25 protein-coding genes are annotated in these 25,899 nt (G+C 45.9%); 14 read left to right on the forward strand and 11 right to left on the reverse strand.

Annotation, left to right across the window (positions count from 1 at the left end):
- The gene (locus IEW69_RS05825) at positions 1-993 is read right to left on the reverse strand and encodes an NADP-dependent oxidoreductase (RefSeq protein WP_188625892.1); all 993 of its coding nucleotides are present in this window, start codon (positions 991-993) and stop codon (positions 1-3) included.
- Positions 994-1,048: 55 nt separating this feature from the next.
- Positions 1,049-1,486: a MarR family winged helix-turn-helix transcriptional regulator gene (locus IEW69_RS05830; RefSeq protein ID WP_188625893.1), complete on the reverse strand. Its 438-nt coding sequence runs from the start codon at positions 1,484-1,486 to the stop codon at positions 1,049-1,051.
- A gap of 158 nt (positions 1,487-1,644) precedes the next feature.
- Between IEW69_RS05830 and IEW69_RS05835 the strand changes: the two genes are divergently transcribed.
- Positions 1,645-2,781, forward strand: a complete 1,137-nt coding sequence (locus tag IEW69_RS05835) for a metallophosphoesterase family protein (protein WP_188625894.1) — start codon at positions 1,645-1,647, stop codon at positions 2,779-2,781.
- 82 nt (positions 2,782-2,863) lie between these two features.
- On the opposite strand, the gene IEW69_RS05840 is transcribed toward IEW69_RS05835, so the two are convergent.
- The 3 genes from IEW69_RS05840 to IEW69_RS05850 all read right to left on the reverse strand — a co-directional run bounded on the left by IEW69_RS05840 (position 2,864) and on the right by IEW69_RS05850 (position 3,997).
- Positions 2,864-3,082 (reverse strand): hypothetical protein, encoded by a 219-nt coding sequence (locus tag IEW69_RS05840; protein WP_188625895.1) that lies wholly within the window; start codon positions 3,080-3,082, stop codon positions 2,864-2,866.
- Between the two features lie 103 nt (positions 3,083-3,185).
- Positions 3,186-3,344: a hypothetical protein gene (locus IEW69_RS05845; RefSeq protein ID WP_188625896.1), complete on the reverse strand. Its 159-nt coding sequence runs from the start codon at positions 3,342-3,344 to the stop codon at positions 3,186-3,188.
- A 56-nt stretch (positions 3,345-3,400) separates the two neighbouring features.
- Entirely contained in the window at positions 3,401-3,997 is a 597-nt protein-coding gene (locus tag IEW69_RS05850; RefSeq protein ID WP_188625897.1) for a histidine phosphatase family protein, read from the reverse strand.
- Between the two features lie 87 nt (positions 3,998-4,084).
- On the opposite strand from IEW69_RS05850, the gene IEW69_RS05855 reads away from it, so the two are divergent.
- On the forward strand, positions 4,085-5,191 hold the full coding sequence (locus tag IEW69_RS05855; RefSeq protein ID WP_229663530.1) for a polysaccharide pyruvyl transferase family protein: 1,107 nt from the start codon (positions 4,085-4,087) through the stop codon (positions 5,189-5,191).
- Positions 5,188-6,600, forward strand: a complete 1,413-nt coding sequence (locus IEW69_RS05860; protein WP_229663531.1) for a Coenzyme F420 hydrogenase/dehydrogenase, beta subunit C-terminal domain — start codon at positions 5,188-5,190, stop codon at positions 6,598-6,600. Before IEW69_RS05855 ends, IEW69_RS05860 begins: the two co-directional genes overlap by 4 nt.
- Here IEW69_RS05860 and IEW69_RS05865 read toward each other — a convergent pair whose 3' ends face one another.
- The 3 genes from IEW69_RS05865 to IEW69_RS05875 are packed head-to-tail and all read right to left on the reverse strand — an operon-like array spanning position 6,601 to position 9,222.
- Positions 6,601-7,551, reverse strand: coding sequence for a glycosyltransferase family 9 protein (locus tag IEW69_RS05865; protein WP_188625898.1), 951 nt, complete (start codon positions 7,549-7,551; stop codon positions 6,601-6,603).
- Positions 7,552-7,554: 3 nt separating this feature from the next.
- A complete protein-coding gene (locus tag IEW69_RS05870; protein WP_188625899.1) occupies positions 7,555-8,439 on the reverse strand; it encodes a glycoside hydrolase family protein in 885 nt (294 codons plus the stop codon).
- 6 nt (positions 8,440-8,445) lie between these two features.
- The gene (locus IEW69_RS05875; RefSeq protein ID WP_188625900.1) at positions 8,446-9,222 is read right to left on the reverse strand and encodes a TIGR04290 family methyltransferase; all 777 of its coding nucleotides are present in this window, start codon (positions 9,220-9,222) and stop codon (positions 8,446-8,448) included.
- Between the two features lie 561 nt (positions 9,223-9,783).
- Between IEW69_RS05875 and IEW69_RS05880 the strand changes: the two genes are divergently transcribed.
- The 9 genes from IEW69_RS05880 to IEW69_RS05920 all read left to right on the forward strand — a co-directional run bounded on the left by IEW69_RS05880 (position 9,784) and on the right by IEW69_RS05920 (position 20,020).
- Positions 9,784-10,893, forward strand: coding sequence for an NAD-dependent epimerase/dehydratase family protein (locus tag IEW69_RS05880; RefSeq protein ID WP_188625901.1), 1,110 nt, complete (start codon positions 9,784-9,786; stop codon positions 10,891-10,893).
- 24 nt (positions 10,894-10,917) lie between these two features.
- The gene (locus tag IEW69_RS05885; protein WP_188625902.1) at positions 10,918-12,006 is read left to right on the forward strand and encodes a GDP-mannose 4,6-dehydratase; all 1,089 of its coding nucleotides are present in this window, start codon (positions 10,918-10,920) and stop codon (positions 12,004-12,006) included.
- Positions 12,006-13,019 (forward strand): MDR/zinc-dependent alcohol dehydrogenase-like family protein, encoded by a 1,014-nt coding sequence (locus tag IEW69_RS05890; RefSeq protein ID WP_229663532.1) that lies wholly within the window; start codon positions 12,006-12,008, stop codon positions 13,017-13,019. Before IEW69_RS05885 ends, IEW69_RS05890 begins: the two co-directional genes overlap by 1 nt.
- A 2-nt stretch (positions 13,020-13,021) precedes the next feature.
- Positions 13,022-14,032, forward strand: a complete 1,011-nt coding sequence (locus tag IEW69_RS05895) for a Gfo/Idh/MocA family protein (protein ID WP_188625903.1) — start codon at positions 13,022-13,024, stop codon at positions 14,030-14,032.
- A gap of 28 nt (positions 14,033-14,060) precedes the next feature.
- The gene (locus IEW69_RS05900; protein WP_188625904.1) at positions 14,061-15,167 is read left to right on the forward strand and encodes a glycosyltransferase family 4 protein; all 1,107 of its coding nucleotides are present in this window, start codon (positions 14,061-14,063) and stop codon (positions 15,165-15,167) included.
- 30 nt (positions 15,168-15,197) lie between these two features.
- The gene (locus IEW69_RS05905; protein ID WP_229663533.1) at positions 15,198-16,292 is read left to right on the forward strand and encodes a CgeB family protein; all 1,095 of its coding nucleotides are present in this window, start codon (positions 15,198-15,200) and stop codon (positions 16,290-16,292) included.
- Between the two features lie 30 nt (positions 16,293-16,322).
- The gene (locus IEW69_RS05910; RefSeq protein ID WP_188625906.1) at positions 16,323-17,426 is read left to right on the forward strand and encodes a CgeB family protein; all 1,104 of its coding nucleotides are present in this window, start codon (positions 16,323-16,325) and stop codon (positions 17,424-17,426) included.
- The gene (locus IEW69_RS05915) at positions 17,423-18,517 is read left to right on the forward strand and encodes a CgeB family protein (protein ID WP_188625907.1); all 1,095 of its coding nucleotides are present in this window, start codon (positions 17,423-17,425) and stop codon (positions 18,515-18,517) included. Before IEW69_RS05910 ends, IEW69_RS05915 begins: the two co-directional genes overlap by 4 nt.
- A 282-nt stretch (positions 18,518-18,799) precedes the next feature.
- Positions 18,800-20,020, forward strand: coding sequence for a sialidase family protein (locus tag IEW69_RS05920; RefSeq protein WP_188625908.1), 1,221 nt, complete (start codon positions 18,800-18,802; stop codon positions 20,018-20,020).
- Here IEW69_RS05920 and IEW69_RS05925 read toward each other — a convergent pair.
- Positions 20,017-20,883: an aldose 1-epimerase family protein gene (locus IEW69_RS05925; protein WP_188625909.1), complete on the reverse strand. Its 867-nt coding sequence runs from the start codon at positions 20,881-20,883 to the stop codon at positions 20,017-20,019. The genes IEW69_RS05920 and IEW69_RS05925 overlap by 4 nt on opposite strands.
- A gap of 196 nt (positions 20,884-21,079) precedes the next feature.
- Complete coding sequence (locus IEW69_RS05930) at positions 21,080-21,679, reverse strand: YciE/YciF ferroxidase family protein (protein ID WP_188625910.1); 600 nt, start codon at positions 21,677-21,679, stop codon at positions 21,080-21,082.
- Positions 21,680-21,897: 218 nt separating this feature from the next.
- On the opposite strand from IEW69_RS05930, the gene IEW69_RS05935 reads away from it, so the two are divergent.
- Entirely contained in the window at positions 21,898-22,569 is a 672-nt protein-coding gene (locus tag IEW69_RS05935; RefSeq protein WP_188625911.1) for a DUF4142 domain-containing protein, read from the forward strand.
- A gap of 374 nt (positions 22,570-22,943) precedes the next feature.
- Positions 22,944-24,041 (forward strand): transaldolase, encoded by a 1,098-nt coding sequence (tal, locus tag IEW69_RS05940; protein ID WP_188625912.1) that lies wholly within the window; start codon positions 22,944-22,946, stop codon positions 24,039-24,041.
- A gap of 77 nt (positions 24,042-24,118) precedes the next feature.
- On the opposite strand, the gene IEW69_RS05945 is transcribed toward tal, so the two are convergent.
- Entirely contained in the window at positions 24,119-25,852 is a 1,734-nt protein-coding gene (locus tag IEW69_RS05945; RefSeq protein WP_188625913.1) for a phospho-sugar mutase, read from the reverse strand.
- Between the last annotated feature and the right edge of the window lie 47 nt (positions 25,853-25,899).

Raw genomic sequence — 25,899 nt, forward strand, 5'->3', positions numbered from 1 at the left:
TTAGATTTTTACCACCATTTTACCTTCGTTTTTGCCTTCGAATAGATCCATAAATGCTTGTGGAATCTGTTCAAAGCCATCTACGATGGTTTCTGCGTGTTGGAGTTTTCCGGCTTTAAGCCAGTCCGATAGTTGCTTCACGCCTTCAGGGAACTTTTCCGCGTAATTACTTACGATAAAGCCTTGCATCAGCATACTGTTCTTTAGAATATAAGGTTGAAGTCTCGGGCCCTGGCTCGCTTCAGTATCGTTATAAGAGGAGATGGTACCACAGATTGCAATACGTCCCCATTTATTCATGTTGAAAATGACCGCATCAGAGATGTCGCCGCCGACATTATCAAAATAGATGTCTACACCATCCGGAGCAGCAGCAGCGATAGCCTCCTGCATGTTCTTGGTGGTTTTATAGTTGATTGCTTCATCAAATCCGAACTTAGATTTCAACAGCGCTGTTTTTTCATCCGAGCCTGCGATGCCGATTACCTTACATCCAAGGATCTTACCGATCTGGCCGACGATGCTACCAACCGCGCCCGCCGCACCGGATACCACCAGGGTTTCACCAGTTTTTGGCTTTCCAATTTCCTGTAAACCCATCAAGGCTGTTAAACCGGTCATACCCAAAACGCCCAGGTAAGCAGATAAACCCACCGAAGGATCAACCTTGGTCAGCCCCTGGCCATTGCTTGTTTGATATAATTTCCACGCTAAACCTGCAGTGACATAATCACCTGCTTTGAAATCCTGGTTATTGGACGCGGTTACTTCGGCAATGATTGCCGAGCTCATCGGCTCATTCAGCTCGAAAGGGGGGACATACGATTTTGCATCACTCATTCGTCCACGTAAATAGGGGTCTACAGAAACGTAGGTTGTTTTTAAGAGCACTTCCCCGTCTTTTGCCTCTGGCATATCGATATCTTCAAATTTGAAGTCGCTTTCAGCCGGTTTTCCAACTGGTCTGTTTGCTAATAAGATTGCTTTGTTCATAATCCTTTGTTTAATGGTTTTTTAGCATCCATGGATGCTATTGATGTAAATTTTTTTATTTCCGCATTTGCTCGAGCAAGTCGTTGAGCTGGTCTGCCTGGGCTACGTCCAGGTTAAGCTCTAAAGCATCAATGATTTGCCGTGCTTGTTTTTTCAGCTTTGCGCCTTCAGGTGTCAGTTTAACATAAACAACCCGCTGATCATTTAAGTTCCGATCCTTTTGAATTAGTCCCTTTTCAAGCAGCTTGTTCAGCAGGCGGGATGTATTCGGCATCCGGTCAATCAGACGTTCTTTTATCAGGTTCACAGTAGCCATCCGCTCGGGTTGTCCATATAAGATGCTAAGTGCGTTAAACTGCTGCAGTGATAGCCCTGTCGGCTTTAAAGCTGTAGAAATCCGGTTTAATGCCCAGTTTGAAGTGAAAATCAGGTTTGTAAGTGCGCGTTGTTGCGCATTTGGAAATTCATGTTTTAGCTCCTGTTCAATCTTCATGTTGCAAAAGTAACTTCCATGGATGATATTTGTTTCGCTTCATTTTTGAAAATTGTTGCTAAAAGGTCATTATGCGAGGGATAGGCGGTTAGCCCGGCACAGGCTGGCATGAAATTGATGTAGAGTTAACAAGCATAACTTTATCTTTGCACTGCATTATGTACAAACTAGCTTTATCCGACACGAAATATAAAACGCCCGTATTCAAGAAGAATATACCTGACGACAGCTTTAAATACCAGCCCCTCCCTAAGCCCTCAGGGAAGTACCCATATCACATGGATTTAACGGAAATTGTTGATGATCCACCTGTGGACAAGATGGTGTTCCACATGGTAGGGGATACCGGTAGTGTTCGGAATCCCTCATTTCAGAAACTTGTTGTCGCGCAGATGTTGAGACACTTTAAAGCAAATGGAGCTGAAGAAGATGATCCGCAGTTTCTGTATCATCTAGGGGATGTCGTTTACAATTTTGGTGAGGCGAGTGCCTATAAGAGTCAGTTTTTTACGCCTTACGAAAAGTACCCTGCGCCAATTGTAGCAATTGCCGGAAATCATGATAGTGAGATAAACCCGGATAGCAAACCCTATAAAAGCCTGGACGCCTTTACCGCCGTATTCTGCGATACCGAACGCCAGGTGGTTTCTTTTAGTGGTGATGCTGAACGTAGGAGCATGACCCAGCCAAATGTATACTGGACATTGGAAACACCGCTTGCTACTTTCATTGGATTGCATAGCAATACACCCAAGTTTGGTATCGTTACGGAAGAACAGCGTGCATGGTTTAGAAAGGAGTTGCTTGCTGCAGATAAACACAGACCGGAGAAAGCGTTGATCGTCTGTATCCATCATTCGCCGTACTCTGCAGACATCAACCATGGATCGAGCATACCCATGATCGAGTTTCTGGAAAGTGCTTTTGCGGAAACCGGGGTGAAGCCTGATGTTGTTTTTAGCGGGCATGTGCACAATTACCAGCGTATGCAAAAGCAGTATCCAGATGGGGACAGTGTCCTGTTTATTGTTGCTGGTGGCGGCGGCTATGATGAGTTGCATCCCGTTGCTTCGGAGGATGATGATCGCTTTACTAATGAAAATTCAATGTTCCAGGGTGTGCAACTTCTGAACTACTGTGACGACAAACACGGCTTTTTGAAAGTCAGCATTGAACGCGGACCAGAAGGATTATCACTTAGCGGGGCATATTACAGTATTCCGCATGAAGAAGAAATAGATAGTGATGACCCGGCTGTGCTTGCGGACGAGTTTCTAATAAACCTGCGCCGCTAGGGCTATAATCTATTAGCTGGATTAAAATTGTAAACGCCTTCATCTCTGAAGGCGTTTATGTTATTAAAATAAAAGAAAATGGCTAATGCTTGATACTTTTCGCATACTCCAATAGCATTCTCCGGAATGCAAGGTATTGTTCATTGAACTCGATGAAATCACCCTTGGTGGTATCGTAAATACATGCAATCGGGAGTGGAAGTTTAATGGACTGGAGCGCTACTTTCACGCTTTGCAAATCTGCAGCCATCTTGTGCCAAATGTCGTTGGCATGATCGTCGTAAATTATTCCTATACACATACTGTAAAAATATCCTAAATGTGGATATGGTTTGTGCATTCAGAGAACAGAATATGCAACAATCCTGCGTATAAAATTGGAATTAGTGTGCAATCAGCGTGATTTAGTCTTCATAATCGACTTCTTCAGTCTCAAAAAACAGCGCTCCGATACATACCACGAGTGCAAGGAGGCCTGCCACTGTAATGCAACCCCCGGCAATAACAACTAAAATATTCAGCATATCCATGTAAGTAGATCTTGTGATGAAGCCTTTCTTCATCTGCTGCTAATTTAGGAGCGGGTATGTAAAGTCAGGGTTAGCTGCTTATTATAAGATCATAAATTTCCACAGTGGTTCAGCAGTTGCAAACTTGCGAAATCAGGATACACATCTATGATGGACAGGGAAGCCGGTTGTATTTCTAAGCGCTGCATGAGGTCCAGATGTATTCCGGTGTAGAAAGCAATTGCGGCTTTGATCATATCGGAATGACTCACCACTGCGACATACGATGCCGGGTGTTTTACAGCGAGTTTTTCCAGGCCTTGTACCATGCGGCTTTGTGCTTCCTGCATCATTTCGCCGCCTGGAATTCTTGTGCCGCTTCGGAAAGTGTTGAAGCGCCTGAAAATCTCATCATTTTCCAAGGCCTCGAAAGGCTTGTTTGTCCAGTTGCCAAAATCGATTTCCTGGAAATGCTCGTCTACATTGCAGGTAAGGTTTTGAAGCGCTGCTATGGGTATTGCCGTTTCGATTGCGCGCTCCAATGGACTGCAGTAAATTGCTGCGATGTTCAGTTTTGACAAACGCTTGGCGAGTGCTTCCGCCTGTACTTTGCCATCATTATTCAGGTGAACGCCTGGATGCCTGCCCGACAGGGATTTACCCACGGCATCTGTGGTTGCATGGCGTATAAGTAGAATTTTCGTCATGCATTGTTAAACTTAATGTTGCCTTTTTTGTTTTGTAATCACGACCTAAACTGTCAATCCTGTTTACTTAAGACTAAATAAATTCATTTGGAAAACACGAACAATCAACGTTTGAAAATAGGTGTACTAACCTTTCATCGATGTATAAATTATGGTAGTTACTGGCAAGCGCGCGGCTTGGTTGAAGGACTTCAAAAGCGTGGGCATGATGCTGTAATCCTGGATCACCAATCCAGTCGGGTAAATTTCTCAGAGTGGAAATGCGCTTTGCAACCTGTGCTCCCTACACATGTACCGGCATCAGATCATGCCCTGTACCGGGAAAAAGTGGAAAAGTTCTTTAAGTTATTTGAGGCTTTGCCACTTTCGCCACCTTTCGATTTGAATGATCCTTCGCAAATGGAAGCCTACGATCTCGTAGTTGTGGGTAGTGATGAAGTGTGGAATTTAGCCCATCCATGGTACAGCTACTGTCCTTTGTTCTATGGCGACGGACTGAAAGCGAAACGCTTGATTTCTTATGCGGCCAGCTTTGGCAACTATCAGGCTTCATGGGGTCTGGATAAGGATTGGGCTAATAAGCTTTTCCAGTTTGATCACATTTCGATCCGTGATGATAATTCAAGTGCAATTATTGAGCAGGCGTTAGGATTTAAGCCGGAGATGGTTTTGGATCCTTGTTTACAGTTCCCGATTCAATATGAGAAGCGTGCAATCCCACATCGGAAAACTCCGTATGTGGCGCTATATGGACATAACTTTTCTGAGTTCTTCATTTCTGAAGTTAGGGCCTGGGCCGACCGGGAGCAGCTGCCTTTGATAAGCATTGGATATCGAAACGACTGGGCGGATGAAAACTGGCTAACGGCAGATCCACATGACTTCGCTAATTTTATTGCTGAAGCAAAAGCTGTGGTTACCAACTTTTTCCATGGCTGCGTCTTCTCGCTGATTAATTCAAAGCCTTTTGTTTGCGAGACGTCTCCTTACCGGAGCATCAAGGTTCAAGGGCTGATGACTAAGCTGGGCGGAGAGCACCACCTGATTACGGCAGACAGCCCGACTGAGGTGTACAACGCGAGACTATCAGAACCACTTGATTCAAAAATTCAGGAGCGAATAGAAGCATTGCGTGCGCAGTCGAACGCGTATCTGGATGCGGCATTAGCACCCAAATTGCTGGCGTTATCATGAGGGAAAGAAGTATAGACACTCCTCAGTTGTATAGCCCCGAAGGCATTGTAAATTCAGGATTGTGTATTGGTTGCGGCAGTTGTGCCGCGCAGGCACAACTTCAGGGCATAGACACGAAGATGAAGTTCGATAAGTACGGCTTATACAAACCTGAAGGCCCTGCAAGCTGGTATATGACACCATCGGAAAGCTTTACCGCAACCTGTCCTTTTTCACCAGCGGCAAGAAAGGAAGATGAACTGGCGGTCCACAACTTTCCTGCATCGCCAAACCATAGTGAAACTGTTGGGCGTTTTGAGTCATCTTACGTTGGGCACGTTCTGGAGCAGGACTTCCGTTTACAGGGGAGTTCTGGCGGTATGGTTACCTGGGTTGCGTCAGAGTTGTTGCGCAAAGGCCTGATTGATGGCGTTGCACATGTAATTGCGTTGAAAGATCCTCAGGCTGATGGGCGTTTCTTTAAATATAGGATTGCCAGAAATCAGGATGAACTGAATGAAGGTGCCAAATCCAGGTATTATCCGGTGGAGATGTCCGAAGTGCTTCAAGTGATCCGCGACACCCCGGGCAGGTACGCCGTTGTAGCATTGCCATGTATGACAAAGGCGCTCCAGTTGCTGCGGGAAGAAGATGAAATATTTAAGGCACGCATCAGCTTCACCTTAGGTTTGTTCTGTGGGCACATGAAGAGTGCACATTTTGCGGAGAGTTTCGCATGGCAGATGGGGGCACCTTTTAAAGCCGTGAAAGAAGTAGAATATCGCTACAAATACCCGGATCGTCCGGCAAACTGGTACAATGCAATGCTGCGTCTGGAAGACGGTACGCAGCTGAACAAAGACTGGTGGCACCTGGCGGATGGTGACTGGGGTGCTGGTTTTTTCATGAGTTCTGCCTGTAACTTCTGTGATGACGTGGTTTCTGAAACAGCAGATGTTGCTTTCGGCGACGCTTGGGTGGAACCTTATTCTTCAGATGGTAAAGGTACGAATGTGGTCATCGCACGCAGTGCGTTGGTTAAAGATCTTATTGTTGCTGCTATACAGGAGGGCAGATTGCAGCTGGAGGAGGTTAGTGGTGACTTTGTAGAACAAACGCAGGCTGCGGGTTTCAGGCAGCGCCGGGAAGGTCTTGCTTATCGACTAACTTGGGCGCCAAAAGGTATTCAGCCGAACAAGCGTGTGCAGCCTGATGCAGACCGCCCGGAACGGTCCCGAAAAGTTATTTACCGGACCCGGTACTGGATTTCGAAGCTGAGCCATAGTATGTTCTGGATCGCGAGAAAAACAGGTATGCCGGGGATTTACATCTCCTGGGCTAGGGTTGCCGCTTCATTTTACCATGGCATTGCTTATCACAAAGGCAATTTTGGAGAAATGAAGAAGCGGTACGTCGAGTTTAAGAAGTAGTTAAGAATTTAGCGCGTGGCTCCTTAGTTCAAGGGCTACGCGTGCTATGACAGCCGGCCAGCCCTCATTTTCTTTTTGCCTGAAGAGTCGCATGGATGGATACCAGGGGCTGTCCTGACGTTCGTCCATCCATCGCCAATCGGCTTTATCGTGCAGAATTGTCCAAACCGGAACGTTCATGGCGCCAGCAAGGTGCGCAGGCATAGAGTCCACGCTGATCATCAGATCCAGGCCCTTGATTACGCGTGCATAGTTGGTGAGGCTAAATTCACCAGGGTGAATGCCGAAGCCTTCCTGCCAGCCAGCGGCTTCTGCATTGGCTTGTAATATAAATAAGTTGATGTTGGGAATATCGGCCAATGGCGCAAGTGCCGAAAAGGGGATGCAACGTGCTTGATTCCAATCCCCGGATTGCCATACCAGACCAACGTTAAACTTATGTTCTTCTGATAATTTTAACGGGTCGGCCTGTAGATAGGGGACGTTAGCAGGGATGGTGTCTGTCGTCGTTCTGAAAATAAAAGGGAGTTCCATCACTTCAAGATCTACATCGTAGCCTACATCCGGTTGACCGTCATGTAATGGGAGAAGCTGATTGATTTCCGGGATGGTTTTCAGCAGCTCCAACAATGGCTCCTGTGCCCAAACGATAACTTCTTTTGCAATCTGCCTAAGTTTTGGGATATAGCGCATGAACTGAATGGTGTCGCCAAGGCCGTGGTAGCAGCGTACGAGCACGCGCTTATCATCTAAGGGGCTGCCGTTCCATACGCATTGGTAATGCCTTGGCAGGCGGGGATCGCGATTGACCCCCGCTGCAAGTACTTTGTCGCTCAATTTCCAGGCTTCTTCGAATTTTCCCGCCCGCATACATTGCATCCAGGCATTGGGAATGCGTTTTAGCTCATCAGCTTGTTGCTGATTTTCGTGCTGCGACTTTCTATCGTACATGGGTTAGGCATAACGGCGCATCATTCTTGCGCAGAAATCGGCATATTCTTCAATCACGTGCGGCGGACTGGTATGATGTGCCTCAATTCCTTTTTCTTCCGGTGTAAAGCAGAAGGTGATGGTTAAGTCAAATTCATCCAGTGCTTTCATCATTTTGTCGAACCACTGATCTGCACCAGGTCTGAGGGAGTCGGCCCAGCTCAGTCCGGTACGGAGACGCTTAACACCTAATTTTCTAAGCCAATCTACGGCTTGCTCCAGGCGGTGGTCTTCAAAATGGAACCACTGGCAGATACCAAATTCTGGTGTGTAGTCTGAGAAGTGTTTCAACGCGAGTTTCGGTGTGCCATCCTCGTGGAGCAGTCCCATGTAGAAGTGGCGGTAGTAGGACGAACCTTCCGCTTCGCGGTGACGCGTGGTAGCGCCCCAGGCTTGCGGCAGGTCGTAAAGGCTGTACCAGTGTACGCGATCTACCAGGCCAGTCAGTAATTCCGCTGTACGGCGGAATCCAAATTCCTGAACTTCTTCAGCACCGAAGGTGGAAACGCCAACCTCCGTTACCCAGATTGGCAGATCCGTAACCGCTCTGATCTCGTTAATTTTTGCTGGCCATTCGTTGATGTTCCAAAGGTTCCAGTCTAAAGGGAAGCCATGGACGGCTACCGCATTGAGGTTCTCCAGGGTACCCAGGCCTTTAAGGTGTTGGACGAAACCTGGATCAATAGGGGATATACCGCCGAGTACACGTGTAATATCTGGTTTCTCTGCTTTTGCAGCAATTGCTGCGAGTTTGACCATATCAGAAAAAATCTTCCAGTCCTGGTCGATGTCAAAATTCCAATGTGATTTGTTATTCGGTTCGTTCCAGAACTTAACAGCTTCGATCATATTTTCTTATTTCTTATTCGGGTAAACTGCACGTACCTGGTCGTCAACTAACTGACCACGACGGCAAATGTAAACTTCTAGTTCAGGATGTTGTTCAATTTCAAAGCCAGCGCTGCGAAGCATTGCTTCCATGCCAGCACGGTTAGGGATCCACCAGTTGGTCGGATCGTTAGAGTAGCGGTGTTCGATAAAATACATCTGCGGGAACTCCGGTTGTTTAAAGATGTCGGTATTCCAGAAGTCGTAATCCGCTTCTACCGGGCCGACCTGATCACTACCACGCTGCATGGACTGGAAAATCAGCTGGTCTTTAACCACAGTATCATAAAGGATGTCCAGCGCTAGTAGGGGATGGCGGAGGTGGTAGAGTACGCCCATAAAGATCACGACGTCGAACTTTTCACCCAGGCTACCAACGTCGTACACGGACATATTTCTAAATTCGATATCCACGCCAGATACTTTAGCGGCATAACGCGCCTGATTCAGGTAAACTTCATCGGAATCAATGCCGAGCACGCGAGATGCACCGCGACGTTTCATTTCAATAGAATAGAAGCCTGCATTGCAGCCGATGTCGAGCACCGTTTTACCGGTCAGGTCTTTCGGAATAGCGTCTGCAAACATTTGAAATTTAACATTCGGGTAATCGCCAAGGAAGTGGTCGGGCGCAGTTTTTACACCATTGAGTTCAATGTTGTGAAACCACTTACCCAACTTCTGAATTTCTTCCCTGATTGCCGAATCCGTTAAATCGTAGGAAGAAGGAATTTTGTTGTCCATGAAGGTTTGAGATTATTTGATGATTTAACTTCTTAATGCTTAGGTCACTGTTCTGGGTTCATCCGTGTTAATTGGGACGCCTTTCAGATTGTAGACAAACAAATGAATTTTTTGTTTTTTACAGCTGTTTCTTTTTGATATTATTTTTATAATTTAAACGTAATGAATTTGTAATCAGGTAGATTAAGTTTTCTTTAAGAAATTCAATATTGGGTAAACATTTTTTATTAGTCATTGTTTTAAATACGGTTTTGGCAGTTGAAAAGTAGATAATACACCTCCGGTTCGGATTGGAATACTACTGCATACGCAATTTCTACCTTCTATTTTCAGGTAAGTTGCAAGTGAAGAAAGGAGTTAAACCGCTTAACGCAGTTAATTAACTTAGGCCGCTCATAAGCATTAAAAGATTTGTCGCAGGTAGTTTAGCGGATCTCTTTGGTAGCATTAAAGAAGCTATGTCCATTTGGCAAGCTTCGTTGCTGACGGAACGTAAACTACAGGTGTTTTTGCAGCAACTTAGATGTTGCTGGGACTAAGCAAAAATGTAACACATTAACTATGAATAAAATTTTAATTACAGGAGGAGCAGGTTTTATCGGTTCCCATTTATGTGATGAATTAATTGGCAAAGGTTATTCGGTGCGTGTCCTGGATAGCTTAATTGCGCAGGTGCATGGTGCAGGTGCAGAACGCCCGGCATATCTACATCCAGATGTAGAACTTGTTGTCGGCGATGTACGCGATAAGGCTGCAGTACTTCGTGCGCTGAAAGGTGTAGATGCCGTTTATCACTTTGCTGCGCGTGTTGGTGTTGGGCAAAGCATGTATGAGGTTAATGAATATACGGATGTAAACAACCGCGGAACCGCTGTTTTATTGGAGGCCTTAATTGAAAGCCCAGTAAAGCGACTGATTGTTGCTTCCAGTATGAGTATATATGGTGAAGGTTTGTATGTGTCTGATAACGGTAATATTGTTGAAGACGCGAGCCGTCCACTTAAACAGCTAAAAGCCAGTGATTGGGAATTATATAACGATGGCCAACCACTTAAACCAATCGCAACCCCTGAATCTAAAAAGCCATCCCTGGCATCCGTTTACGCACTCTCTAAGTACGACCAGGAGGTGATGAGTTTGATTTGTGGTAAAGCCTATAACATCCCAACGGTAGCGTTGCGGTTTTTCAATGTTTATGGTACGCGCCAGGCATTATCTAATCCTTACACCGGCGTACTTGCCATATTTGCTTCAAGATATCTGAACAATAAAGCACCGCTGATTTTTGAAGACGGTGAGCAGAAGCGCGACTTTGTAAGTGTTAAAGACGTTGCTAAAGCCTGTCTCCTTGCGCTTGAAGTAGAAGAAGCTGCTTATGAGGTCTTCAACATTGGTAGCGGCAATAGCTACACCGTAAATGAAATTGCCAGCAAGCTGTCTAAAACAATGGGCGTTGAGGTGGAACAAAATGTAACTGGTGAATACCGCGTGGGTGACATCAGACATTGTTTTGGTGACATCAGTAAAGCAAAGCGTATCCTGGGCTTCGAGCCAGAGGTAAATTTCGAAGATGGCTTGAAAGAACTTGCGGAATGGCTGGAGGAGCAGGTTGCAGTAGACAACGTAGACCAGGCGAAAGAAGAACTTGCGGCCAGGGGATTAACCGTTTAACTTAGACACTTTAATAGAGGCTATATGAATAGCAAATCAACAACAAATCATCATAATCACACCACACTAATAACTGGTGGAGCCGGCTTCATCGGTACTAATCTTGCAGATGCATTGTTGTCGGAAGGAAAATCTGTGATTATATATGATAATCTTTCACGGAACGGTGTTGAAAAGAACCTGAACTGGCTGCGAGCAAAATATACAGCTAACCTGAGAATAGAGATTGCTGACATCAGAGACGAAGTTGCCTTACGGGAAGCCGTGAATGCTGCTGATGCCGTTTATCATTTTGCCGCGCAAGTGGCCGTGACTACGAGCTGCACAGATCCTTTGATGGATTTTGAAGTCAATGCCCGTGGTACAATCAATTTACTGGAAGCCATCCGCCAATCTGAAAGGCAGCCACCACTGGTGTTTACCTCTACGAATAAGGTATATGGGGACCTTGAAGACCTTAAAGTCGTACTAAAGGACGACCGCTATGCACCAGAAGATGCTTCAATCGCTGCGACTGGCGTGTCTGAAGCGAGAAGCATTGATTTCCATAGTCCTTATGGTTGTTCAAAGGGCGCCGCAGACGCTTACATTCTTGATTATGCCAGAACTTTCGGCCTTAAAGCTGTCGTTTTTAGAATGAGCTGCATCTATGGACCTCATCAGTTTGGAACGGAAGACCAGGGCTGGATTGCGCATTTCCTAATTAGTGCATTGGAGGGTAAACCGCTGACGATCTATGGTGATGGAAAGCAGGTACGCGACATCCTTTATGTTGAGGACCTGATACGTGCCATGAAAATTGCGCAAACACAAATGAGCAAGCTAACCGGTCAGGCTTTTAATATTGGGGGTGGTGTGAATAACACCATCAGCTTGCTTGAACTGCTGAAGCTTATTGAAGATATGCAGGGTGAGTCGCTGGATGTTGACTTTGGTGATTGGCGTCCGGGTGACCAGCGCTACTATGTTTCAGACATCCGCAAGTTCAGCAATGCAGGGAATTGGGCACCAGAGCTTTCCGCTAAAGAAGGCATTCGTAACCTTTACGACTGGTTGGTCGCATTCAGGAATGTTCCGGTAACAAACAATGTTTACTCGCGTGAATCAATATAATGGAATTGGAAACTGAAGAAAAGAATATTGTAAATACGAATACGGAGGTGATGGACGCGTTGGAGATTACCGCTCCGAAGACCATCACCAAAAAACAAATTGCTAAACCTGAACCAGCAGCCGACGAAGTCAGAATTAAGATGGAAGGCTGTGGTTTGTGCGCTTCCAATCTTCCTGTATGGGAAGGGAGGGAGTGGTTTCAATATCCGGTGCAAGCCGGAAATCCCGGCCATGAAGGCTGGGGCCGCATTGACGCACTCGGCGCTGAAGTTACGGGTTTTGCGAGAGGGGAGCGCGTAGCAGCGATCACCTACAATGCCTTCGCACAATACGATGTGACTAAAGCCAGTAATCTGATCAAGCTTCCTGCTGAACTGGATAATGTACCTTTCCCGGGCGAACCGCTTGGCTGTGCAATGAACATCTTTGAACGCAGCGATATCCGCGCTGGACAAACGGTTGCGATTCTAGGTGTGGGTTTTCTCGGCGCATTACTCATTCAGCTTGCGCATCATGCAGGTGCTAAGGTCATTGCGATTTCGCGTAAAAACTCTTCCTTAGCACTGGCGCGCAAGCTCGGTGCTGATGAAGTTATTGCCATGGACGACCACTGGAAGATTATTGAGCAGGTGAAGCAACTAACAAATGAAAACTTCTGTGAGCGGGTAATTGAAGCAACTGGTAAACAGTGGCCACTTGATCTTGCAGCTGAATTAACCGGTATCCGTGGAAAGTTGATCATCGCCGGGTATCACCAGGATGGAACTCGTCAGGTGAACATGCAGCTTTGGAACTGGAGAGGGATAGATGTAATTAACGCACATGAACGTGACCCTGATGAATATCTGAAAGGTATGCGGAATGCGGTTACTGCGGTGATGGATCGCAGAATAGATCCACAACCTTTATTCACCCATGTGTTCGACTCCACAGAACTGCAGCAAGCTTTCGAACTGCACCACGAAAACCCTGAGGGTTTTACAAAAGCATTGATAACGTTTAAAGATTACTAGAGATGGATGAAACCATAGTAGATGAAAAGCCCAGGTTGGGTTTTATTGGTGTGGGCTGGATCGGCCGCAACCGTCTTCAGGCCGTTGCAGAACAACAGATTGGAGACATTAGGATTGTTTCTGACCCCAATGCAGGTTATGCTGAAGAAGCGCTTCAATATGCAAAAGGGGCGAAGGTCGTAGACTCGCTATCTGAACTGATAGAAAATGATGTTGATGGCGTTATCATCGCTACACCCAGCGCATTGCATGCCTCACAGTCCATTGATGCACTTGCTGCTGGCAAGGCAGTATTTTGCCAGAAACCTTTGGGCCGCGATGCCGCGGAAGTAAAAGCCGTGGTTGAAAAAGCACAGGAAAAGGACGTGCTGTTGAGCGTAGACTTCTCTTACCGTTTCACCAATGGAATTGTGGCACTTAAATCTGTTCTGGATTCAGGGGAGCTTGGGGACATCTATGGTGTTAACCTGGTGTTTCACAATGCTTATGGTCCGGATAAGCCATGGTACTTCGACCCTAAACTTGCGGGTGGTGGGTGTGTGATGGACCTTGGCGTACACCTGGTGGATTTACTGGTTTGGTTGTTCAATAATCCCGAGGTAAGTGATGTCAACAGTCAGTTATTCGCTAAGGGTAAAAAAATTGAAGACATTGTAGAACAGGTTGAGGACTATGCTGTTGCGCAATTGTTGCTAAACAATAGCATTGCGGTTCAGATCGCTTGTTCCTGGAACCTGCCCGCTGGTGTTGATGCCGTAATTGAAGTAAGTATCTACGGCACAAACGGTGGTGTTTCGTTCAAGAATGTTAATGGATCCTTCTATGATTTCAGCACTGAGCGGTTCCATGGGACATCACGTGAAGTGATTAGCAGTCCAGGTGATAGCTGGGGTGGAAAAGCTGCAATGGATTGGGTAGCGCAACTTGCCGAGAAAGGCAATAAGTTCAACCCCGAAGCATTTCAGTACCTGAAAGCAGCAGAGATCCTGGATAAAATCTATAAAAGAAAATAATAAAAGAAGGAAATAGCGCTGCGCGCCGATGATGATACAGGAGCAATCTGTACGGAAGATACTTATGACTGCGGATCCCGTGGGCGGCGTTTGGACCTACGCGATGGACCTTTGCCATGCCTTTGATGCTGTTGGTATCCAGGTATGCCTAGCCACTATGGGCGGTTTTTTATCTGAAAGTCAACATGCTGAAGTACGTAACATCTCCGGAGTAGATTTGCGTGAAAGTACCTTCAAACTGGAATGGATGGACGACCCCTGGGTGGATTTAGATGCTGCCGGGGAATGGTTAATTGGCTTGGAAAAGGAAATAAAACCCGATTTGATTCACCTGAATGGGTATATGCATGCTGTCCTGAGCTGGAAAGCGCCGGTGCTTGTTGTGGCGCATTCTTGTGTGTTATCCTGGTGGCAGGGTGTGCTTAACACACCTGCGCCGATAGAATGGAATGAATATAAGCGTCGCGTAACCGCTGGCTTGAATGCAGCAGATGCTGTGGTGGCGATTTCCAACACCTATGCATCGGAATTACAACGCCTGTATGGCCCGGTTCAGAACATCAGCGTCGTTTATAACGGCCGTGAACCCGAAAGCTTTCGCGCCAGCGACAAAAAACCACAAGTGTTTGCGATGGGCAGGATCTGGGATGAGGCAAAGAACCTGCAAATTCTGGCTAAGCTGAAGAACCCGCTACAGCTCCCGATCTTTATCGCAGGTGACAATATCGATCCGAATACTGCAGAGGAAGTGCGTATCAATAACGTAACCTTAATGGGTAAGTTGGGCCAGGAAGAAGTTCGTGCGCAGCTCGCAGTTTCTCAATTCTACGTATTGCCTGCACAGTACGAACCATTTGGTCTGTCGGCACTGGAGGCCGCCTTTTCCGGTTGCCTGCTGTTGCTCGCTGATATCTCGACACTGAGAGAACTTTGGGGTGATGCCGCATTGTATTTCAACCCAAATGTTCCGGAAGAAATAGATGCACTGCTTGAAACAGCATGCCGCAACCCAGCCGAGACGCAGGCACGCATTAAGCGCTCTACAGCACATGCGCAGCAATTTTCACTGGCCAATATGTCCAGACAATACCTGAACCTGTACCAGCATCTGGTACAAAGCAACCTCGTATCTTAACCTAACGCACAAGAATATATGAAAATAAGCATGTTTTACCATTCTCTTTTATCTGACTGGAACCACGGTAACGCACATTTTTTAAGGGGCGTTGTCGCCGAATTGATCAACAGAGGACATGAGGTAAAAGTGTATGAGCCCGAAGGCAACTGGAGTTTAACCAATCTTCTTGAGGGCCATGGGGAGTCTTACCTTCAGGAATTCCAGAATACCTACCCACAGCTAAAATCCACTTTCTATGAAGCGGATAAAGTCGATCTGGATGCCCTGTTAAAAGATCAGGATCTAGTGATCGTTCACGAATGGAATGAACATAGCCTGGTAAAAGCAATCGGCGAGTACCATGCAAAAACCCGGAAGTTTAAGTTGCTTTTTCATGATACCCATCATCGCGCCGTGACGGAACGTGCAAGTATGCAGCAGTATGATCTGCAGCATTATGATGGGGTGCTTGCATTTGGGAACGTCATCAGAGATCTGTATCTGAAAGAGGGCTGGACAAAAAATGCATGGACCTGGCATGAAGCCGCGGATACGCGCATTTTCCACCCGATTGAAAGTGAAGAAAAGCTTGGCGATTTAGTCTGGGTTGGTAACTGGGGCGACAATGAAAGAACCAAGGAATTACAAACCTTCCTGATCGATCCGGTAAAGGAACTTGGTCTTAAAGCAAAAATCTATGGTGTTCGTTATCCGGATTCCGCGCTGAAGGCGCTTGAAGAAGCCGGAATTGAGTACGGCAACTGGTTGCCAAACTATAAAGCACCGGAGATCTTTGCGAAATACAGGGTAACGGTGCATGTACCAAGACGTCCATACGTGGAGTCACTTCCGGGCATCCCGACCATACGTCCTTTTGAAGCTATGGCCTGTGGCATTCCGCTGGTATGTTCGCCATGGGATGATGCTGAACACCTGTTCACACCGGGGAAAGACTACCTCGTTGCCGACAGCAAGGAAGCCATGAAAAAGCATCTCAGCGACATCCTTAACGATGGAGAAACTGGTAAAGCCATTGCTGCGCATGGATTAAACACCATCAAAGCCAGACATACCTGTGCACACCGCGTTGACGAGCTGCTTCAGATCCTGGAAGCGCTAGAGGTAGAAGCACCAGCGTTGTAAATAATATTCCAACCCTAACTACAAAGAAACATGAAGAACCAACTGAAAATAGCCTTTTATGGCTCAAGCCTTGTCTCAGCATACTGGAATGGCGCCGCCACCTATTACAGAGGCATCATCAAAGAACTGAACCGCCTTGGGCACCAGGTGACTTTCTACGAACCAGATGCATATGAACGTCAGCAGCACCGCGATATTCCAGACCCCGAATGGGCCACTGTTGTGGTTTATGAGAATAACGAGGAAAGTGCGCAGCAGGTGCTGGCGCAGGCTGCGACAGCAGATATCGTGATCAAAGCCAGCGGTGTCGGCGTATTTGATGAGCTGCTTGAGGCTGAGGTGCTCAAACGTCGTCAACCGCACCAATTGGTGATATTCTGGGATGTTGATGCACCTGCTACACTGGAGCGTATGACTAACAATCCGGAAGATCCCTTCCGTGCACTCGTGCCGCAGTATGACATGATTCTCACCTATGGTGGCGGTCAACCCGTAATTGATGCATATACCGAGTTTGGCGCGAGCAGATGTATTCCGATATATAATGCCCTTGATCCGGAGACGCATTATCCTGTGCCTGAAGAAGAGAAGTTCAAATGCGATCTGGCCTTCTTGGGGAACCGGTTGCCTGACCGTGAAGCTCGGGTGGAGGAATTCTTCCTGAAAGCTGCGGCGCAACTGCCAGAACAAACCTTCAAAATTGGAGGTAGCGGTTGGGGCGATAAACACATGCCATCCAACATCGAGTACATCGGTCACGTTTACACCAAGGAACATAATGCTTTCAACTGCACGCCGAAGGCGGTATTGAACATCAGCAGAGACAGTATGGCGAAAATGGGCTTTTCACCTGCAACACGCGTGTTTGAAGCCGCGGGAGCGGGCGCATGTATCATTACAGATTACTGGATAGGGATCGACTTTTTCTTTGAGCCTGGTAAAGAGATCCTTGTAGCTGGCAGTGGCGATGAAGTTACGGAAATCCTGAGCAAGCTATCTGCTGAAGAAGCGAGTGCCATCGGCGCAGCCGCGAAGGAGCGGGTACTTAAATCTCATACTTACGCGCATCGTGCGCTTGAAGCGGACAAATTGTTTAAAGCGCATTTTGAACTTACCAACTCGGCATCCGTATGAACAGAAAACCATTAGACATTACCATACTTGGATTATCTATTACCTCTTCCTGGGGCAATGGGCATGCAACAACTTTCCGTGCCCTTGTGAAGGAGTTGGATAAGGCTGGGCATCGCGTTACTTTCCTGGAGCGCGACGTACCATGGTACGCAGAGAACCGTGATCTGGCAAACCCGGAATATTGCAGAACCATTTTGTACAAGGATCTTGACGAGCTTAAGCATAGCTATGCAGAGGAGGTGCGTAGCGCAGATTTCGTCATTGTGGGATCGTACGTGCCGGAAGGTGTACCGGTAGGGGAGTGGGTTTGCGAAACTGCGAAAGGCATTAAAGCGTTTTATGATATTGATACGCCAGTTACACTCGCCAAACTGGAGCGCAAAGATTATGAGTATCTAAGTCCGGAGCTGATCGCTGCTTACGATCTGTACTTGTCATTTACCGGTGGGCCAACTTTACAACGCCTTGAAGAAGTGTATGGGTCACCATGTGCCAGGGCACTATACTGCTCTGTCGATCCGGCGCTCTACTTTCCCGAAGAGACAGAAAAAACAATGGACCTCGGCTACCTGGGTACATACAGTGATGACCGCCAGCCGCCATTGGAGAAGTTGCTTTTTGATGCTGCAAAGGCCTGGCCAGAAGGCCGGTTTACCGTTGCTGGTCCGCAGTACCCGGAAACCATCTCCTGGCCGTCAAATGTGGAGCACATCCACCATTTACCACCTGCAGCACACCGCAAGTTTTACAATGCGCAACGTTTCGCTTTGAACATCACCCGCGCGGACATGATCCAGGCCGGGTACTCGCCAAGTGTTCGACTCTTTGAAGCAGCGGCATGTGGTGTACCGATCATCAGTGATTTCTGGGAAGGCCTTGATTCTGTTTTCGAGATTGGCACTGAGATACTGGTGTCAAATTCCGGCGCAGAAACCCTGGAGTACCTTCAATCTATGGATGACGGGAGCCGTGCAGCCATTGGTGAACGTGCAAGAGCGAAGATCCTTTCTGCACACACCGCGAGCCATCGCGCAGCGGAGCTGGTGGAATATGCTTACGAACGCATACAGGCGCAAGCCACCATGAAATAGTATTTAGCGTTAAAAACGTGTTTGCTATGCGTGAAAGTACCTGTTCTATAAATCGTGAAACATTTGTGGAAAAAATCCGTTTTTTCCGTATATTGTAGATACAAATTCAAAGATAAAAAAGTCCTAGGAGCGGGTGATCCGCGAGGGCTAGGCACCACATAACAATAGCCCCGGCAATCGCCGGGGCTATTGTGTTTTAAAACAGCGCTATTCTTCCGCGCGAAATCACGAAAGTGCCAACCTTTAGCATCTGAAACCTGTTTATCTTATATAATGTAGTTTATGAAGAAACGCTATACCTTTCTTTTCCTCCCGGCACTGATTGCTTGCTTATACCTTTTTGGCTGTAAAGATGCGCCTAAGCAGCAAACCAAGGTTCAATATGCGAATGATGATCTTCCAAGGATAGATGATACCATCAGGAACGCCAGGATCATTTGGGACAAAACGGAGCGTAAGGTGTCGCATGATGAATATTTTGCAGAGTACGGCCGGGCACGACGCTATAATGGTGACACCGTTCTGCTCGTATACCACTTTGGTCCAAAAGGGCATGAATGGGACAACATCGCGCTGAAGAAGAGCTACGACAATGGGAAAAGCTGGAATAAAGAACGGATCATTGTTAAAGACGATAATCAGAAAAGATACTCGGGGTTCTCTACACCGGATTTGCTCGTTTTGAAAAACAAGTGGCTACTACTGGCGTATACGGGGCGAGGTATTCCAGATGATAGTCTGCACAACAACTTGCAGGTTCGTGTGAGCAAAGATGCGGGTGAAACCTGGTCTGCGCCTTCTATTGTGGCGCTTGGCCGATCCTGGGAGCCCGGGATGGTGCAGCTACCAAGTGGGGAAATTCAACTATTCTTTTCGAATGAGATCTTGAGTACCAAAGCGGCAAAGGGGCGACATGAACAAAAAGTCTTGCTCATTCGCTCTAAAGACAACGGCAGCACCTGGAGCAGTCCCCAAATGGTTGCTTTCACGCCGGGAAGGCGAGACGGGATGCCGGTTCCACTCGTATTGACAGATAATAAAGGCATCATCATACCCGTAGAAGCAGTTGAGAACATCACCTCCCCGGAGATCATCTGGACTTCTATGGAGGCAAACTGGAACTATGCCACATTTGGCACAAAGGATAATGGGCGCCGATGGATCGGCTCTGTTGACCCGGTCTGGGGTGGTGCGCCGACGGTGGTGCAGTTTCCCTCCGGTGAAACCGTGATCTCCATGCAGACGGAACTCGGTCGAAAACTGGACCGCTATAAGGGATGGAAGAAGAATTCGGTACTGACAATGGTGGGCAACAGCATGGCGAGAAACTTTGGCAATCTGAGCTATCCCTATCCGGACCTGCCTGAAAATGAAGGCCGCTACTTCTGCTCCTTGTTTGTGCTCGACAAAGATCGGCTGGCACTGCTAACCACGCGTAATTATCCGGATAGCAGCAGTGCTGTTTTCTGGAAAGAAGGCCGGGTAATCAGAATTGATGACTAAAATATATCAACCTGCCAGCTGCGCTGCCAGGATTCCTCCGCAGAGAGAATGACAATACCTTCCTTGTCGCTCAGCGTTCCATTGTGCTGTACGCTATCGGCAATGCCGCACCAAGGCTCCAGGCATATAAAATCAGCATCCTTCGCCGCCCAGATTCCAAAATAGGGAAAGCCTTCAAAGCTGAAATGCAAACCATGTGAATTAACCTTGTTTTGAAGGCTGATTTTGTTGCTCTTCAGCGACTTCATTACCAGGGCATCTTCGTAGAAGAGCTCGTGTTTCAGGGACAGGGTTTTGTCTTTTAAGGTGATGGTTTGAACCTCATCAGAAATCAGGTTATCCGCGATCTTGTTGATTACGAGCCCTTCGTCCTGATTAAAGCGAATGTAGTAGTCTTCGTACGACAAGCCTGATGAAACCGGGGTTGCGAATGCAGGGTGGCCACCAACAGAGAACAGCAGGTCTGTGTCTGAAGGATTATGAACTCTATAGGTACAACTTAGGCCATGACTTTTCAGTGTGTATATTAAGCTTAGTGTGAAATCGAAAGGGTAGTGTTTCTTCGTTTCTGTGGATGATCTTAAGGTAAAAACCACCTCATTAGCGGATTTAGACTCCAGCTCGAACTCCATATCACGGGCAAAACCGTGTCGGGGTAGCTCGTACCGTTCATCATGATAAACGTAGGCATTGTCTTTCAGTGCGCCGACAATTGGAAACAGTACCGGGCTGTGTTTGGCCCAATCTTTAGGATTGCCATCCCAGATGTATTCAAGGTCTGCCGTTTTGCTTTTGAGCGATTGCAGTTCAGCGCCTTTTAGCACAAAGCTTGCTTTTAGTAGTTCGTTTTCCAGTGTAACCATGATTCTTAACTCCGCTAATATTCAATATTAAAACGAGTTTTGCTGTTGCAAGTTTTAAAATGTAAGTGCTTTTGGGAACTATTACCTGATACTGACACCTTTACTAATTTCCGGGCGAAGTGATCTGGAAGAGGCCTTTAAACAAAAAGCCCGAACACATAAGTGCTCGGGGGATAATAAAAATTAACTGCTAATATTATTCTTCTGATGCTGGCTCGTTGATAGAAGAAACTGCAACCTCTGTTAAGATAACGTCTGTTGCTTTTTCATTTTCTAAAGTCTGATCTAAAAGCGCAACAACTTCAGTATGGCCCATGATCTCTGCAAAGGTTCTCAAAGTACCGTATGAAGCAATTTCATAGTGCTCCACTTTTTGTGCAGCCATAATTAATCCCGCATCGCGGATCATGGTGCCCTTATCGGTTTCTTCAATAATGCTTTCTGCTTCTTTGATCAAACCTTCCATTGCATCACATTTCTTCGCTACTGCTTTTTCTTCTAACAGTTCAAATACCTGCTCCAAACGTGCAATGTGCTCCTGTGTTTCTTCTGTATGTTTTTCAAAAGCTTGTGCCAACTCTTCGCTGGTAGATGCTTTCTTCATTTTAGGTAAAGCTTTCGCTAAATGCTTTTCAGCCCAATAGATGTCTTTTAAACCATCAACAAAGAATTCATGGAATTCAGAGTCTTTCATTTTTCCAGTCATACCGGATGCTTTTTTCTTAGTTGCTGTTTTTTTTGTATCCGCTGCTTTCTTAGTATCTGCTGCCGATTCTGCTTTTTTAGTCGTTGCCATAGGTTAGCTATTTTAAGTTTTGTTAATCTGGTTCGTTGATCATTACAACTAAAAGCATAAGGAAATGTTTGGAAAAAAGAAATTTTAGTTGTATAGGACAGATGGAGCCTTTGATGTTGATTGGCCTGCAAGCCTTTTAAAACTTTTGATATTTATAGCTGTTGTTAGCATGTATAACCAAATAAACTAGGATTTCAATTCAACTAAAAAGACCAATTATGAAAAATAGAAACCTAATCGCCGCTTTAATGATTTCTGGTTTAGCTTTCCAGGCATGTTCTTCCGGCTCTGATCAGGAGAAGGTAGCAGGAACGGCCACCACTTTATCTTCAGACACTGCATTGGATACCATCGGTGACGCTGCGACCAAAAAAGAGAGTAAGTTAGTGCCAATAGAAACGGAGTTTGTGAACAAAGCAGGCATCGGCGGCATGATGGAAGTTGAAGCTGGAAACCTGGCGCTGCAAAAATCAAAAAGCCCAATAATTAAGGAATTTGCAACGATGATGGTTAAGGATCATACTGCAGCAAATAAGGAACTGGAAGGGATTGCCAAAAACAAAGGATTGCAACTGGCAAACACCTTTCCACAGCAAGAGAAAGCACATATGGATGCCATGATAGGCTTGCAAGGTGATGGTTTCGACAGACACTACATGAAAATGATGGTGACGGACCATATCGCAACCCTGGAGTTGTTCCGCACCGCGACTTCAGCAGAAGATCCCGCAATTCAGGCTTTCGCGAAAAAGACACTTCCTGTCTTGGAGGGGCACTACCAAAAGGCAAAGCAGATTAGCGACAAACTAGAAGGACAAAAGATGAACAACGGAGATGATATCTTGAATTTAAGTCCGACTAAAGAAGAGAACAAGAAGCCGGTGCAATAGTATTTGATCAGCTTTACGTTACGAATAGAATAGCGGGCACATAGCCCGCTTTTTTTTGGCTAAAAATTTCAGCAGTACTCTATGATTGCAACAGCTCGAAGGTGGGTAGCGCTGTTGATTGGGCATAAAAAAAGCCCGAAACGGAAGTTTCGGACTCAAAACATAGGTAGATGAAAACACTATGACTCATTAACCAACATGTATCGCTTTTGTTTTTAAGAAAATGCAATTAGTGATATTTACAAAAGAGGGTACTTTGCTGCTTTCTGTTTAAGCAATTACGTCAAGCTTAAACTAATTGTTATATTTACTTCTATAAGATAAAACGAGCAAACCGTTTTAAAATCTTATTGTTTTTTATCTAAAGAAATTTTATGGAAACCAGTAAAGTAAAGAGCATACATGATTTTGGTCAAAGCATTTGGCTTGACTTCATTGATAGAGATATCATAAAATCCGGTAAACTTCAGGAATTGATTGACAAGGATGGCGTTAGAGGTGTTACCTCGAATCCAGCTATTTTTGAGAAAGCGATCAGCAGTTCATCGGATTATGATGCGGATATCTTGCGTATCGCGGAGCACACCCAGGACTTTGAAGATGTATTTTATCAGCTCGCCGTATCAGATATTCAAAAAGCTGCAGACGTATTTAAACTACTATATAATCAAGAGGAAGTTCGTGGCGCTGATGGCTATGTAAGTCTGGAAGTATCACCAAGGCTTGCCATGGATACCGAAGGCACTTTCGAGCAGGCTGTTGACCTTTGGAAGAAGGTTGACCGTCATAACGTAATGATCAAGATTCCGGGCACGCAGCCAGGTCTTGAAGCCATTCGCAGAGCGATCGCAGCAGGTATTAATATCAATGTCACCTTACTGTTTGGCTTAGAGCGTTACCGGGCAGTAGCAGAAGCTTACATCGCAGGACTTGAAGAGCGCCTGGAAAAAGATCAGCCCATTGCAGATATCGCATCTGTGGCAAGTTTCTTCCTAAGCCGTATCGACGTGATGGTGGATCCGATTTTAGATGAAAAAGGTTTAGGTGATCTTAAAGGAGAAGTGGCAATTGCTTCTGCAAAGAAAGCTTACGAGATTTATCTTGAGGTATTCAGTTCGGAGCGTTGGAAAAAACTGGAAGCAGAAGGTGCAAAACCGCAACGTTTACTATGGGCAAGTACCAGCAGCAAAAACCCTGCTTTTAAATCAACCAAATATGTTGACGCTTTAATAGGCAAAAACACCGTTGATACTGTTCCAATGGAAACCCTTGAGGCTTACCGTACAGAAGGAGAGCCCGCAGATCGTTTGACTGAAGATTTAGATACAGCAACAGAAATCCTGGAGAAACTAAAAACTGCAGGCATCAACCTGGATGAAATTACACAGAAGCTGGAAGATGAAGGTGTGGAGAAATTTATCGCCCCGTATGATAAGCTTCTGAAAGCAATTGAAGATCAAACTAAGAAATAGTTTCTGATCCGTATACATTGGAAAAGCCCTGATTCGTTTGAATCAGGGCTTTTTTAATGGGCTATGTTATTGAACGCTTAAGCTTGTAAATCAGCCATTAACTTGGCGATTTTATCGCTTAGTTGTCCTTCCACTTCTTTAAACTGGGCCTTATCTGCCAGAGGTGCATTTACGCTGCAGTAGAACTTAATCTTTGGCTCTGTTCCTGAAGGTCTTGCGGAAATGATGCTACCATCTTCAGTGATGAACTGTAGTACGTCTGACTTTGGCAATTCCAGTGGCTTGGAAGTGTTGTTCGTCAGATCAGTTTCGGTACGTAGTTCGTAATCTTTTAACGTGGTCACTTTTGAACCACCCAATTGTGCAGGTGGATTATTTCTAAATTTCTCCATCATCGCCTTGATCTCTTCCGCACCGGATTTACCTTTCTTAGTTAAAGAAACCAGTTCTTCTCTGTAAACACCATATTCTACATACATGTCTAACATCGCATTGTACAGACTTGTGCCTTTATCCTTGTAGTATGCAGTCATCTCAGCAATGAATGCACATGAAATGATGGCATCTTTATCTCTTACCAACTCACCAACCGAATAGCCGTAGCTTTCTTCACCACCGCCGATGAAGGTTTTCTTTCCCTGTAGTTGCGTGATCAATTGTCCGATCCATTTGAAACCGGTTAAGGTGTTGTAGCAGGTCACGTTCTTTGATGCTGCAATGGCATCGATCAGATTGGTTGTTACGATTGTTTTAACGATGTACTGATCGCCAGTCAGCTTACCTTTTTCTTCCCAAGCATTAAGCAGGTAGTGGATTAGTAAACTTCCGGTTTGATTACCATTCAGCAATTCAAATTCACCGCCATTGTTCTTAACTGCAATACCCACGCGGTCTGCATCCGGGTCTGTTGCAAGGACAAGGTCTGCATCAATCTCCTGCGCTTTTTGCAGCGCCAAGGTCATTGCTTCCTTTTCCTCAGGATTTGGATAAACCACCGTCGGGAAGTTTCCATCTGGTTCACTTTGCTCTTCAACCACCGTCACATTGGTGAAACCGAACTTTGCAAGTGCTTTTGGCGCCAGGGTAATTCCCGTTCCATGAATCGGCGAATACACGATTTTTAAGTCATTTTGACGGAGGATTGCTTCTGGAGAAACAGATAGTTTAGCGATTTCTTCCAGGTACAGGTTGTCTATACCAGTGCCAATCTCCTCAATGTTTTCCTCAATGCGATCGAACTTCACCTGGCTGATGTCGGTGATGGCTGCAACTTCCTGCATCACCAACTTATCGTCAGGAGCGGTAAATTGTCCGCCATCCTCTCCGTAAGCCTTATAGCCATTGTATTCTTTCGGGTTGTGAGACGCCGTAAGCATTACCCCGCTTTTGCATTTCAGATGTCTGATTGCAAAAGATAGTTCTGGTGTCGGGCGTAGCGCTTCGAAGAAGTATACGTGGATGCCGTTTGCAGAAAATACGTCTGCAGTAACTTTTGAAAATACGTCTGAATTGTTACGGCTATCGTGCGCGATGGCTACGCTGATCTTTTCGCCTGGATATTTTTTAAGCAAGTAGTTGCTTAATCCCTGCGTGGCGGTACCGATGGTATATTTATTAATGCGGTTAGATCCGGCACCCATGATGCCACGTAAGCCTCCGGTACCAAATTCAAGGTCACGGTAAAAAGCGTCCGTTAAAGCGGTCGTTTCATTCTTGTCCAGCAAGTCCTGGATCTCTGCTTTTGTGGTTTTATCATAATTACCGTTCAGCCACTTGTTTATGGTGTCTAATGTTGTTGGTTCTAGCTGCATTTCTATATTTCTTGATGTTTTTAAATTTTCTATTAAACAGTTCTGCT

This window comes from Pedobacter quisquiliarum (assembly GCF_014642175.1).
Classification (GTDB): domain Bacteria; phylum Bacteroidota; class Bacteroidia; order Sphingobacteriales; family Sphingobacteriaceae; genus Pedobacter; species Pedobacter quisquiliarum.

Excerpts from the sequence above, each read along its gene's own strand:
- IEW69_RS05825 (WP_188625892.1), bottom strand. The coding sequence starts at position 993 with ATGAACAAAGCAATCTTATTAGCAAACAGACCAGTTGGAAAACCGGCT.
- IEW69_RS05920 (WP_188625908.1), top strand. The coding sequence starts at position 18,800 with ATGAAGAAACGCTATACCTTTCTTTTCCTCCCGGCACTGATTGCTTGC.
- IEW69_RS05885 (WP_188625902.1), top strand. The coding sequence starts at position 10,918 with ATGAATAGCAAATCAACAACAAATCATCATAATCACACCACACTAATA.
- IEW69_RS05875 (WP_188625900.1), bottom strand. The coding sequence starts at position 9,222 with ATGGACAACAAAATTCCTTCTTCCTACGATTTAACGGATTCGGCAATC.
- IEW69_RS05945 (WP_188625913.1), bottom strand. The coding sequence starts at position 25,852 with ATGCAGCTAGAACCAACAACATTAGACACCATAAACAAGTGGCTGAAC.
- IEW69_RS05860 (WP_229663531.1), top strand. The coding sequence starts at position 5,188 with ATGAGGGAAAGAAGTATAGACACTCCTCAGTTGTATAGCCCCGAAGGC.
- IEW69_RS05915 (WP_188625907.1), top strand. The coding sequence starts at position 17,423 with ATGAACAGAAAACCATTAGACATTACCATACTTGGATTATCTATTACC.
- IEW69_RS05880 (WP_188625901.1), top strand. The coding sequence starts at position 9,784 with ATGAATAAAATTTTAATTACAGGAGGAGCAGGTTTTATCGGTTCCCAT.
- IEW69_RS05905 (WP_229663533.1), top strand. The coding sequence starts at position 15,198 with ATGTTTTACCATTCTCTTTTATCTGACTGGAACCACGGTAACGCACAT.
- IEW69_RS05900 (WP_188625904.1), top strand. The coding sequence starts at position 14,061 with ATGATGATACAGGAGCAATCTGTACGGAAGATACTTATGACTGCGGAT.
- IEW69_RS05925 (WP_188625909.1), bottom strand. The coding sequence starts at position 20,883 with ATGGTTACACTGGAAAACGAACTACTAAAAGCAAGCTTTGTGCTAAAA.
- IEW69_RS05890 (WP_229663532.1), top strand. The coding sequence starts at position 12,006 with ATGGAATTGGAAACTGAAGAAAAGAATATTGTAAATACGAATACGGAG.
- IEW69_RS05830 (WP_188625893.1), bottom strand. The coding sequence starts at position 1,486 with ATGAAGATTGAACAGGAGCTAAAACATGAATTTCCAAATGCGCAACAA.
- tal (WP_188625912.1), top strand. The coding sequence starts at position 22,944 with ATGGAAACCAGTAAAGTAAAGAGCATACATGATTTTGGTCAAAGCATT.
- IEW69_RS05910 (WP_188625906.1), top strand. The coding sequence starts at position 16,323 with ATGAAGAACCAACTGAAAATAGCCTTTTATGGCTCAAGCCTTGTCTCA.
- IEW69_RS05870 (WP_188625899.1), bottom strand. The coding sequence starts at position 8,439 with ATGATCGAAGCTGTTAAGTTCTGGAACGAACCGAATAACAAATCACAT.
- IEW69_RS05935 (WP_188625911.1), top strand. The coding sequence starts at position 21,898 with ATGAAAAATAGAAACCTAATCGCCGCTTTAATGATTTCTGGTTTAGCT.
- IEW69_RS05895 (WP_188625903.1), top strand. The coding sequence starts at position 13,022 with ATGGATGAAACCATAGTAGATGAAAAGCCCAGGTTGGGTTTTATTGGT.
- IEW69_RS05865 (WP_188625898.1), bottom strand. The coding sequence starts at position 7,551 with ATGTACGATAGAAAGTCGCAGCACGAAAATCAGCAACAAGCTGATGAG.
- IEW69_RS05845 (WP_188625896.1), bottom strand. The coding sequence starts at position 3,344 with ATGAAGAAAGGCTTCATCACAAGATCTACTTACATGGATATGCTGAAT.
- IEW69_RS05840 (WP_188625895.1), bottom strand. The coding sequence starts at position 3,082 with ATGTGTATAGGAATAATTTACGACGATCATGCCAACGACATTTGGCAC.
- IEW69_RS05850 (WP_188625897.1), bottom strand. The coding sequence starts at position 3,997 with ATGACGAAAATTCTACTTATACGCCATGCAACCACAGATGCCGTGGGT.
- IEW69_RS05930 (WP_188625910.1), bottom strand. The coding sequence starts at position 21,679 with ATGGCAACGACTAAAAAAGCAGAATCGGCAGCAGATACTAAGAAAGCA.
- IEW69_RS05835 (WP_188625894.1), top strand. The coding sequence starts at position 1,645 with ATGTACAAACTAGCTTTATCCGACACGAAATATAAAACGCCCGTATTC.